Origin of the sequence: Streptacidiphilus carbonis (assembly GCF_000787775.1) — a bacterium.
GTDB classification, from domain to species: domain Bacteria; phylum Actinomycetota; class Actinomycetes; order Streptomycetales; family Streptomycetaceae; genus Streptacidiphilus; species Streptacidiphilus carbonis.
The window spans coordinates 1-10,963 of record NZ_BBPM01000084.1 but is presented as its reverse complement, the minus strand read 5'-3'; the positions used below and the strand labels follow the sequence as shown (position 1 = coordinate 10,963).

At 75.2% G+C, this 10,963-nt stretch carries 8 protein-coding genes and 1 pseudogene; 2 read left to right on the top strand and 7 right to left on the bottom strand.

Annotation, left to right across the window (positions count from 1 at the left end):
• Together TR46_RS42865 and TR46_RS34970 are read left to right on the top strand one after the other, a co-directional pair.
• Positions 1–317: pseudogene (locus TR46_RS42865) on the top strand (excalibur calcium-binding domain-containing protein); the annotation flags it as partial.
• A gap of 61 nt (positions 318–378) precedes the next feature.
• A complete protein-coding gene (locus tag TR46_RS34970; protein ID WP_042410452.1) occupies positions 379–1,029 on the top strand; it encodes a maltokinase N-terminal cap-like domain-containing protein in 651 nt (216 codons plus the stop codon).
• A gap of 58 nt (positions 1,030–1,087) precedes the next feature.
• On the opposite strand, the gene TR46_RS34965 is transcribed toward TR46_RS34970, so the two are convergent.
• The 7 genes from TR46_RS34965 to TR46_RS34935 are packed head-to-tail and all read right to left on the bottom strand — an operon-like array spanning position 1,088 to position 10,807.
• Positions 1,088–2,431, bottom strand: coding sequence for a protein kinase domain-containing protein (locus TR46_RS34965; protein WP_042410449.1), 1,344 nt, complete (start codon positions 2,429–2,431; stop codon positions 1,088–1,090).
• Positions 2,428–3,297: a protein phosphatase 2C domain-containing protein gene (locus TR46_RS34960; RefSeq protein ID WP_236655661.1), complete on the bottom strand. Its 870-nt coding sequence runs from the start codon at positions 3,295–3,297 to the stop codon at positions 2,428–2,430. Before TR46_RS34960 ends, TR46_RS34965 begins: the two co-directional genes overlap by 4 nt.
• A complete protein-coding gene (locus tag TR46_RS34955) occupies positions 3,294–3,950 on the bottom strand; it encodes a vWA domain-containing protein (protein WP_042410445.1) in 657 nt (218 codons plus the stop codon). The genes TR46_RS34960 and TR46_RS34955 overlap by 4 nt, the downstream gene beginning before the upstream one ends.
• A 20-nt stretch (positions 3,951–3,970) precedes the next feature.
• Entirely contained in the window at positions 3,971–5,245 is a 1,275-nt protein-coding gene (locus TR46_RS34950) for a TRAFAC clade GTPase domain-containing protein (protein ID WP_052433374.1), read from the bottom strand.
• Positions 5,242–7,260 (bottom strand): GTPase-associated protein 1-related protein, encoded by a 2,019-nt coding sequence (locus TR46_RS34945; RefSeq protein WP_052433373.1) that lies wholly within the window; start codon positions 7,258–7,260, stop codon positions 5,242–5,244. Before TR46_RS34945 ends, TR46_RS34950 begins: the two co-directional genes overlap by 4 nt.
• On the bottom strand, positions 7,261–8,499 hold the full coding sequence (locus TR46_RS34940; protein ID WP_042410442.1) for a TRAFAC clade GTPase domain-containing protein: 1,239 nt from the start codon (positions 8,497–8,499) through the stop codon (positions 7,261–7,263).
• Between the two features lies 1 nt (position 8,500).
• A complete protein-coding gene (locus TR46_RS34935) occupies positions 8,501–10,807 on the bottom strand; it encodes a hypothetical protein (RefSeq protein ID WP_042410440.1) in 2,307 nt (768 codons plus the stop codon).
• Positions 10,808–10,963 lie beyond the last annotated feature (156 nt).

Genomic DNA, 10,963 nt, shown 5'->3' with positions numbered 1-10,963 from the left:
CGTCCCCACCGCCCCCGGCCGAACCGACCCCGGGCCCCGGCGCCACCGTCGACGCCTACTACGCCGCGATCAACGCCCATGACTACCGCACCGCGTGGAACCTGGGCGGGAAGAACCTCGGCGGCTCCTACTCCTCCTTCGCCGGCGGCTTCTCCACCACCAGCCAGGACACCATCACCATCGACAGCCAGAGCGGCGACACCGCCGACGTCCACCTGCACGCCGTCCACACCGACGGCTCCACCGAAGACTTCGCCGGCACCTACACGGTCCAGAACGGCGTGATCACCGCAGGCTCCCTGCAGCAGACCTCCTGACAACCCCATTCCGGAGCCGGCTGGCAGGATGGGATGCGAGCCGAGGAGAGGTGTACATCCGATGTCAGTGATCCACCGCACCACGCTGGAGCCCACCAAGCTGGAGCTGCTCACCGAGTGGCTGCCCCGGCAGCCCTGGTTCGCCGGCGGCGGGAAGCCCGAGCTGGAGAAAGCGGGCGGATTCCGGCTGGACGATCCGCGGGGGGAGGTCGGGATCGAGTTCATGGTCGTCCGCGACAGCTCCGGGGGCGGGTCCGACGCCTACCTGGTGCCGCTCAGCTATCGCGGCGCGCCGCTGCCCGGTGCCGAGCAGGCGCTGGTCGGCACCACCGAGCACGGGGTCCTGGGGCGGCGCTGGGTCTACGACGGGACGCACGACCCGGTGCTGGTGGCCCAGCTGTACGCGCTGCTGGCAGGGGCCGTCGAAGCGCAGGCCCAGAGCCTCACCGACACCCCGGACCCGACTGTGCGCGCGAGCCTCGCCGAGGAGGTCAGGACTGCCTCGGCCGAGCTGCTGACGGTCCGTGAGCTGCCCGCGGCCAGCGAGATCCGGGTACGGACCGGCGCCGACGGGGCAGAGCTGACGCTCGGCGTGAACCGGCGTCTGCGGACCGGGGCCGGCATTCCGCCCGTGCTCGGCGAGGTCGGCGCGGACTGGCGGCAGGCGGACGGCGCCACGGTGCACGGCTGCTTCGTCGAGGTCCGTCGATGACGGGGCCCGACGGGGACTTCGCCGCGGCCGCTCGCGCACTCGGTACAGCCAGGGCGGACTAGGGTGCGACGACCAGGGCCCAGGCGGGCCCGAGGTCGAGTTCCAGGCCGGCGCGCAGGGGGACGGTCTGGCCCGGGGCGATCTGCTGGGTGGTGCCGTCGGTGCGCAGGCCGGTCCAGGCGGAGTCGGAGCGGTTCAGCAGGCCGAAACGGCCCGGCCGGCTGGGGTGTTCCACCAGTTCGGCGACCAGGGTGCGGTCGCCGTAGTCGTGCCGGGCCGGTTCCGCCACCAGGTGGTGCTGCTGCAGCCGGGCGCCGCGGCGCAGCAGGATCCGGCGTTCGCTGCGCGGGGGCGGGGTGATCACCACCAGCCGCGGCGGCAGCACCAGGGTCCGTCCGCACCCCCAGCAGGCGCCGGGGCCGGTCGCCGACGGCTCGGTGGCGTTCTGGCGGCCGCAGCCCGCGCACTCCACCACCGCGTCCAGCACCGCCCGCAGCGCGTCCCGCCACTGGGACTCGCGGACCCGCGCGCTGGGGTCCCGCAGCCCCACCGTGAAGTTGTGGACGAACAGCGCCCGCAGGCTCTGCGGGAACGCCTCCCAGGCGTGCGCCACCGCGCCCTGCTCCACCGGATCGGGCCGGTTGGAGCTGTCGACCGGGTCGAACATGAACACCGGCTGCCTGCCGTAGAGCTGCCGCTCGGCGGCCTCGTCCAGGCAGTGGATGGCCAACTCCAGGCGGCCCTTCAACGGGTGGTGGTTCATCAGCACCATGAACAGCAGTACCGACAGCGAGTGCAGGTCGCTCTGCGTCCCGGGCCGGGCGCCGGGATCGCCGCGCACCAGCTCGGGGGCCATGAACTCCATGGTCCCGCCGATCCCGCTGGCGTCGCCCTCCACCACCGCGTTGTCGTTGTCGCAGACCAGGATGTCGCCGTTGGCCGGGTCGAAGAAGAGGTTGCCCCAGGAGATGTCGCGGTAGGCGATCCCCCGCGAGTGCAGGGCCTGGTACGCCTCCACCGTCTGCAGGCAGGCGGTGAGCAGGGCCACGGTGCTGGTGCGCAACTGGCGGCGGAACAGCGCGGGCAGCCCGCGGAAGCGGTCCGGACGCAGCTCCATCAGGTAGCCGAAGCCCGGCCCGGCGTCGGCGACCGCGGGGACGAACGCCAGCGGCCACAGGAAGCGGTCGTCCTCGAAGTCCCGGGCCACCAGGCCCTGGACGATGCCCTGCTGCTCGGCCGTGGCGCAGGCCGGGTAGTACCACTTGAGCGCCGCCTGGCCGCCGTCGGCGGTCCGGACCCGGTAGACCTCGCCCTGGCCGCCCGAGCCGAGCAGCTCGACGACCTCGACCTGGTCCCCCCGCTCGGTCACCAGCAGGGCCCCCTCGGCAAGCATGCCGGTCATCCGCTCTCCTCCAGGACTGACTCGTCGGGTCGGCCCGGCTGCTCCGTGCCGAGCGGGTTGCGCCAGGCGGCGGCCAGGGTGGCGTCGTCGCCGGAGTGCCTGGCCGCCTCGCCGAGCCATCCGGACAGGACCGCGCGCACCTGCTCCAGCCCTTGCTCGCGCAGGTGTTCGTCGAGACCGCCCACGAACCTGGTGATCCCGTCGGGCTCGGCGAAGCTCTTGGACAGGCCGTCGGTGGACAGCGCGACCAGCCGCGGCCCCCGCCCCGGGGCGACGATCGGGGCCCAGTGCACCCGCACCGAGCGCCAGGCGTGGGCCTCGCCCAGGGACTCGGTCTCGTCGCCCAGCCGGGCCCGCTCCGGGGCCAGCGGCTGGGAGACCGAGCCGTCGTCGTCCACCACGGTCAGCTCCCCGTCGCCCAACTGCCAGGCCGCGAAGAGCTGCGGGGTCAGCACCGCGCCGAGCAGGGTGGTGCCGTAGAGCAGCAGCCGCTCCTCCGGACCGGCGGCCTCGCCGGGCTGTCGCTGCCAGTGGTCCAGCACCTCCCTGCGCCACTCCGCCGCCAGCCGCCGCGGCAGGTCGTGCTGGGCGCTGCTCATCAGCCGGCGCAGCAGCGTCGCCTCCGGCAGTTCCACCGACCGTGCCGTGTCCATCAGTTCACCCACCAGGCGGACGAACTGCCGGACCGCGATCCGGGCTCCCACCGCGCTGCGCGGGTGCGCGGCCGAGCCGTGCCCGTCCGCGACCGCGAGGATCACCGGGGATCCCGAGCCGCCGCTGCCGCCCGCGTCGAAGGCGTCCTGGTTGGACGGCTTGCCGGGACCCTGGACGCTGCCGCCGACCAGCTGCCACGGTCCCGCGCTCACCACACGTCGTCGGGGTCGTCGGTGACCACGGAGGGCCCGGGCTTCGGGCCCGGCCGGGGGCCGCCGCCGCCCTCCAGGCCGGAGGCGACCCGGACCGCCACGGTGGAGGCCCAGCGGATCGCGGCGGCCAACTGCTTGGGACTGTTGGCGTTCAGAGGTTCCAGTTCGGGGTCGCCCAGGAACTGCCGCAGCATGCCGCGGTCGGCCTGCTCGCCCACCGCGACGGCGACCCGGACCGCCTTCTGGCCCCAGGGGGTCGCGTCCAGCGCCCGCAGTCCCGCCTGCCAGTCGTCGGTGGGCACCCCGTCCGAGACCAGCGCCACCACGGGCCGCAGCGCCCGCTCGGGCATCGGCGGCACCCGCAGCTCCCGGGACAGCAGGGTCAGCGCCTCGCCCAGGTTGGTCTGCCCGTCCACCTCGACGTCCTGCCAGGTGAACTGCTCGACCGGAACCGGGTCCGGGTGGTGCCAGCGCGCCGCGGTGGAGAAGGTCATGGTGCGGACCAGCAGTTGGGCCGCCGGATTGCCCTCGGCCACCGAGCGCATCTCCGGGACGGCCTCCCGGATCGCGTAGTTGAGCTGCGCGATCTTGTCGCCCTGCATCGAGTACGAGCAGTCCAGCAGCCAGAAGAAGTGGACCGGCCGACTCGCCATCGGCCCGCCTGGAATATCGCTCACAGCGTCCCCTTTGCCCAGTAGGCGTTCTGTTGATTCGTCATGTCACGGGTGTCCAGACCGGACCGGGACAGCAGCCAGAGCAGCGGACCGGCGGCATGCCGCTGCTCCGGCTCGGACGGGCCCGCACGGGCCCCCGCCGGGGCGGTTCCCCCGGCGGCCCGGGCACTCACGGTCCAGTAGCGGGCGGTCCCGAAGTCGTGGCCGATCCCGCGCACCAGACCGTCCAGGCCGACGCCCGCCAGCCACTCCCGGGTCGGGCCGCCGGGCACGGGCAGCGAAGCGAGCTGCTCCAGCATGTCCCGTTTGGTGACGACCACGGCGACCGCGACGCGCTGCCGTCCGCCGGACAGCCCCGCCAACTCCCCGGTCAGCTGCTCGTAGGTCTGCACCGGCCCCTGCAGCGCGGGCCGGGCCGCGACCGCACGGGACGCGTCCGAGCGGTCCAGGGCCGCGCGGACGCCGGGGTCGGCGAGCACGTCCGCGACCAGGACCACGCCGTCGACATGGGCCAGGTAGCGCTGCTCCCGCACCGCGGCGGCGTCCTCCAGTGCGGCACCCATCGGATCGTAGAGGTACAGCAGCCGCCGCTGCCGGCCCCGCTCCAGCAGCAGCATCACCGCCCTGGGCTGCGCCCCGGTGGTGGCCGGGACCGAGCCGCCGGGTGCCAACTGCTGCTGCAGCGCCAGCAGTCGGTTCTCGTCGACCGGGGTGGCCGGACGGATCCGCAGCCCCCACTGCACGCCCCAGGAGCGCAGGCCCGCCACCATCGCCGCCATCAGCATGGTCTTGCCCGAGGCGGTACCGCCGACGAAGGCGATGTGCACGGCCCGGACCGTGGTCACCTCCCGGGGCAGCCTGCGCACGCAGTGCGGACAGTAGGCGTCCAGCCGGTTGCGGCCCAGCAGCGCGGTCGTCGGCACCGGTCGGCCGCAGGTGCAGCGCTGCCACAGCGGCTCGAACAGCTCCGGGTACAGCGGCCGGTGCACCAGCGCGCAGCCGGGGCAGGCCCGGCCGACCGTCCGCACCGGCTGGAAGCAGTCCGGATGCGGGCAGCGGATCCGCGGCGACCTCAGCAGCTCCCAGGCCTGCTCCACTGTGCGCAGCAGCACCGCCGCCAGCCACACCGGCACGGCCACCGCGATCCACAGCGGCCACCAGAGCAGCGTCCCCGGACGCACCGTCAGCGGCCGGGCCCCGACCAGCAGCCGCACCAGCAGCACCAGGGCGGCCAGGCCGCCCAGGAAGACCAGGAACCCGGTCCAGGGGTTCACACCGACCGCCCCCCGTCGCCCCGGCCCGGCCCCCGGCCGCCCAGCAGCTTCCCGAGCCGACCGAACCGGCCCGGCGCGGCCGGTGTCCCCGGCACGTCCGGTGTCCCCGGCGCACCCGGCGCACCCGGCGCACCGTCCGGAACACCCGGGTCGCGCGGTGAAGGTTCCCGGACCTCCTCAGCCTGCGGCCCCACGGTCCCGGCGATCGCCAGGGCCTGCGGGCCGTACTCCGCCAGCAGCGCCTGCTGCTCCTCCGCCGTCGCCCTGTCGCGCTCCCAGACCAGAGCCATGGCGGTGCCCAGCAGCGCCGGGTCGACCGGGCGGTCGGAGTCCCCGGCCCCGACCTGCTGCAACAGGACCCGCAACCCGGCCATCCGGTCCCGGTCCTCCAGCTCCGCCAGGCACATCGCCAGGTGCGGCAGCCCGGCCGCCTCCTCGGGAAGGACGTCGACGTCGAAGGTGCTCCGGCCCAGGGCGTCCGCGAAGCCCACCGGGTCCTCCGCGGCGAGCGCGTCCAGCCGCCGCCGTACCGCGTACAGCAGCGGGGGACGCTGCTCCAGCGCGTCGAACAGCGGCTCCGCCGACGCCGAGGGCACCCGCCCCCGCTCGGCCAGCAGCCGGTCCGTGACCGGCCCCGCCAGTTGCGCCGGCACGTCCGGGAGGTCCATCCCCATCAGCTCGGCGACGCCCAGCAGCTCCAGCGCCCGGCCCGGGTCGCGGGGCACGGCCGTGGCGACGGCCTGCGGCAGCACCTCGGAGAGTTCCGCCGCCAGCCGCGCCCGGTGCTCCCGGGACGGCGTCAGGCCGTCGACGGCGGGCAGCGGCAGTTCCGGCAGGCGGGCGGCCAGCACCAGCACCAGCGACGTGAGCTGTACCGGAACCTCGTCCAGGGCGTCGTGCAGCCGCGCCAGCGCCCGCGACTCGTCCGGCCCGCGCTCCGCGCCGGGCTCGCAGAGCCTGCGCACCAGCCGGTCCAACTGCTCCGGCGCCAGCGCGCGGTGGTGCGCTCCGGCCCACGCGCAGGCCGCCATCCGCCCCGGCGCGTCGAGCGCGACGCCCGACGCCAGCGCGGCGGCGGCGAGCGGGCCGGCCGCGAACCGGTCGTCCTCCGGGGGCAGCAGGGCCGCCTGCGCGAACACCTCGGACCGGTCGGCGAGCCAGATCCGTGCGCAGATCCCGGCCCACGGATCCGCGTCCGCCTCCGCGTCCAGGGCCGCGTCCAGGGCCGAAGTCACTGCTGCGTCGGCAGCCGCCGGGGGCTGCCCGGTGCAGTGGTGCACCCGGTAGCGGCGGTCCCTGCCGAGCGCGGCCAGCGTCGCCGCCTCCTCCGGCAGCACCCCGATGACCTGCTGTCCCGCCTGCTGCGGACGCCGGCTGTAGCTGGCGAAGGTCAACCGGGACGCCGCCTCGGGCGGCAGCACCGTACCGGCCAGGGCGAGCCAGCGGACCACATCGGCGGTGTCCGGCTCCACCAGCACCACCCGCGGGGCGGCGGGGTCCAGCGCCAGGGCCCGGAGATCGGCGAGAACCGCTGCCAGCCAGGGCGCCCGGTCCGCCGCGAACCGGGCCAGCCCCTCCTGGAGCCGCTGCCGGTCGGCGCTGAACCGCTCCAGCGGAGCGGGCACCGGATCGGACGGGGTGGCCGCCTCCCACTCCGGCGCGTCGGCGACCTCGAACGGCAGCAGCCCGTCCGGCAGCCGTGCGCCGGACGGCAGATGCACCGCATGCGCGTGGAAGTTGCCCCACCGGCCGCTGTAGTCGGTGCCGGTGTACACCGCGCGGCTGAGCAGGAAGCTCCCGTCGGCGAGCCGGGTATGGCTGAACGCCACCGGGAAGCGGGCGAGTTCGGCCTCGCCCGGCCGGGCCGGGGCGGTCCGGGGCGGCTCGTACCCGAGCACCCGGGCAGCCTCCTCCAGCACGGTCTGCGGCACCCCGGGACTGACCGCGGTGAACCGGAAACCGGATCCGTCCGGTCCCGGGGCGGCCGAGGTGTAGTGGAGCTGGGGCAGGTTCACCTATCCGACCCTCCTGCCGGCCGGCTTCCGCACCGGTATCAGATCGCGCCGGGCCAGCAGCCACAGCAGCGGATCCTCCACCCTGAGCGGACGCGGTCCCGACGCCGGGGCGTCGGCCGGGGCGCCCAGGGGCGGCGGTGCGCCGAGCGCGGACAGGCCGAAGAGGCCCAACTCGGCGAAGTCCCGTTCCAACTGGCGTCGCAGCGCTCCGGAGTCGCAGGCGGTGAGCAGCGCCGAGGTCTCCTCACGGACCGCCGCCAGATCGTCCCGGTCCAGCGTGCCGCCGTGGTGCTCGGCGCTCCGCAGCAGCGGCGAGTGCGGTTCGAGCAGATGTGACAGCATGTCAACCTTGGTCACCGCCACGGCCAGCGGCGTCGAAACCCGGCCCTTGGAGTCGCCGCGGCCGTGCGCACGCAGCTGTCCGGCCAGGTCCGCGGCGATCTGCTGGGCCGAGGTCTCCACCGCGGGCAGGTCCGCTCCGGCGCCGTTCGGCAGCGAGTCGCGGACGGACCCGAACTGCAGCGGGTCCACCAGCAGCACGATCCCGTCGGCCGCGCCCAGGTAGCGGGTGTACCGGTTCATGGCCTCGGCACTGCTCAGGTCCTCACCCGCGGCGTCGAAGAAGACCAGCGCGGTGTGCCTGCTGCCGGCCGCCCGCCGCCCGGTGCCGGGGACGCTGAGCCGGTACATCAGCGGGTCGTTGAAGCCCATGGCCGCCGGACGGGTCGCCTCGGGGAGGCGCAGCCGCTCGTAGAGGTCCTCGGCCAGCTCCCGGTCCCGGCGCTGGGTCTCGCCGCCCATCGGCACCAGCGAGGCCTGGTAGGCGGAGCCGACCCGGTGCCGCAGTTCATTGACCAGGACGGTCACATAGGTGCTCTTCCCGGACGCCTTGGCGCCCAGCAGCGCGATGATCCGACTCTCCTGGTCGCAGTAGTCGCTGGGCAGGTCGCTGTGGCAGCCCGGGCAGACCCGGACCGGCGTGGCCGCCCCGCAGTGCGGGCAGGCGGCACGCAGCCCGGTCGGGCGCAGTCCGCCGAACTGGCGCGGCGCGGGGAACACCGGGCCGCGCATCCGGTCGCCGGCCGACAGTCCCGGTCCTTTGAACTCGGCCCAGACGTCGTCGCTCACGGCGGCGCAGCGGACCGATCCGCGCAGCCCGGTGGAGGGCATCAGACAGCGGAACGGCAGTCTGGCCGCCGCCGTCCTGGAGAAGCAGTAGGGACACACCACGGTCGTCATCTCAGCGCACCACCAGCTCTGCGGGCGAGGGTTCGTCCAACCGGACCTCGGCGGCCCGGTCGCCGACCAGGAAGCCGCGCAGGGTGCAGGGCGGGGAGCAGCCGTCCGGGGTGATCCGGTACTCGCCGGGCCCCGCCCCGAGCAGCTGCTTCCCGGACAGCCGGAGCACGGTGACCCCGTCGTCGGGATGGCGCGGGCGGCCGCCGCCCCCGTCCTCCCCCAGCGGCTTGGCGACCAGGACGAAGTCCGGCAGCACGACCGATCCGGCCCCGGCCGGGGCCGACAGCTCCACTCGCAGTACCGCGTGCCCGCGCCCCCACCCGCGCCGCATCGACCGGAGCCTGCCGCGGGCCACCCGGTAGGAGAGCGCGAGACAGGGGGCCACTTCCACTTCCGCGGAGCCGGTCAGCAGCACCGCGGACCCTGCGACGGCGGGCGGTACCGGCGACACCCGCACCCGGCTGCCTGGGCTGCCGACCTCGATCCGCAGCCCCTCCCGGAGGAAGGTGCTGCGGGAGACCGTCCGCAGCTCCGGAACGGACTCGCGCTCCCAGGCGACCTCCACCCGCCCCACCGTCCCGGGCCAGTCGAAGAGCACGTCGGCCTCGCCGGCGCCGGTCCGACGGACCCGCAGCCCGGACACCGGGCCCACCGCCTGAACCGTCAGCTCCGGTCCCACCAGCGCGAGTTCGCCGAGAACCGCGACCGCGGTGACGCGGGCCCCGGTCTCGCGCGGCGGCAGCAGGACCGCCGGGTCCTCGGGCGACGCGGGCCAGTCCAGCGGGGCCGGCGGCTGCCGCAGCTCCGCGCCCTGGACGGGAGCGGTGCCGTCCGGCCAGACGACCAACCGGACCTCGGCGCCGACCGCGCCGGTCCAGCCGAAACGGAACCCGCCGCGCTCCTCGTCCGGGACGGCGCTGAACTCACGCACCGGCTCCGGCCAGCGCAGCACCGTGCACCGGCCGTGCACACCCGGCGACTCCACGTACCCGCGGGTCGGCGAACCGTGCCGACAGCTGACCCGGATCCGGTACCCGCCGGGTGGCAACCCGGCGACGACGCAGTCCCCGGTGGGGCCGCCCCCGACGACGACCCGGCTCCCGGCCAGGCCGTCCGGACCGCTCCACGCCACCACGGCCTCCGGCGCTCCCGGCGGCCAGGACCAGGACACGCGGACCGACTCACGTCCGTCCACCAGCCCGAGCCCGGAGACTTCCTGGGTGACCGTCAAGGACGCCGACACCAGCGGCGGCCCCGATATCCGCCCGCCCTCCAACGGCAGCACCGCGTAGCGCACCGGCCGCCCCAACGGCGGGCCGTGGTCCGCGAAACCGCCACCGGTCACCGACGCCGCCAACTGGGCCACCGAGGCCGGACCGGCCTCCTCCCGGGCCAGCCGGACCACCCGCCAGCCGGCGTCGGGGTCCGGACCGCCCCAGGACAGCCGCACCACTCCGTCCGCGGCGGCCTCGGCCCGCAGTTCCGGCTCGCCCTCGGCGGGGGGACGATAGGTCCGCACCAGTCCGCGCACCCCCTGCTCCTCGTCCACGCACAGACCCACCAGCCGCAGGTACTCGCCCCGGGCCAGTTCGACCGCCCCGGCCGCCTCCGCGTCCCGGCCGGCCCGCAGCATCCCGTCGACACTGCGGTCGGCCGCCCTGACCTGCTCCATCAGCCCGGCGAGTCGGCGGTCCGACCCGGGGCCGTATCCCGGATCCGGTCCCGGTCCCGGACCCCGCCCCGTCAGCAGCTCCAACTCCCGGACCAGCGCCGCCGCCCGGCGCACCTCGCCCCGTGCCCACACGTCCGGCAGCGTCTCGGCGGCGGCCCGCTGGGACACGGTCAGCCTCGGCCCGGTCCGGGCGGCGTGGGCCAGCGCCCGGCACTCACCGGGGTCGAGTCCCAGCGCCTCGGCGTTCGCGGCCTGCGGCCGGAGCGAACCCTGCTGCAGCAGTTGCACCAACTGGTAGATCTGCACCCGGCGCAGACCGTCCCGGTCCTGCTCCTCCATCGTCCGCAGCAGCGTGAGCAGGGACCGGATCCCCGCTGAACCGGCGGCCGCGTCCTGCAGCCGCCGCAGTTCGGTCCGGTCCACCCGGACCCAGCCGCCACGGTCGGCGCCGGACACCATCAAGCCGTCCAGCACCCGCAGCCGGCCGCCGGGCCGGACCAGCGCCTCACCGATGTGCCGCAGTCCGGCCTCGCGCTGCCGCGCCACGACCCGGCCGTAGTCGGCGACCATCGGCGCGGCCGGCAGACCTGAGACCGCCGCATGCAGCCCCAGATGCCCGCCGTACTCCAGCCTCATCCCGTTCCCCCGAGTTGAGATCCGACTGCGGACCAGGTGTCATGCCGTCAGTTGCCAGCCTAGGGGAGATCACTGACGGCAGGCCCCACCAGCATGCCCCCTTCACTGACGGTTCACTCCGCTCGGCTGTGGTGCGGGCGGTGGGGTGGTGCGGGC

Coding starts and splice junctions, on each gene's coding strand:
- TR46_RS34970 (WP_042410452.1), top strand. CDS start 379: ATGTCAGTGATCCACCGCACCACGCTGGAGCCCACCAAGCTGGAGCTG.
- TR46_RS34955 (WP_042410445.1), bottom strand. CDS start 3,950: ATGGCGAGTCGGCCGGTCCACTTCTTCTGGCTGCTGGACTGCTCGTAC.
- TR46_RS34940 (WP_042410442.1), bottom strand. CDS start 8,499: ATGACGACCGTGGTGTGTCCCTACTGCTTCTCCAGGACGGCGGCGGCC.
- TR46_RS34935 (WP_042410440.1), bottom strand. CDS start 10,807: ATGAGGCTGGAGTACGGCGGGCATCTGGGGCTGCATGCGGCGGTCTCA.
- TR46_RS34965 (WP_042410449.1), bottom strand. CDS start 2,431: ATGACCGGCATGCTTGCCGAGGGGGCCCTGCTGGTGACCGAGCGGGGG.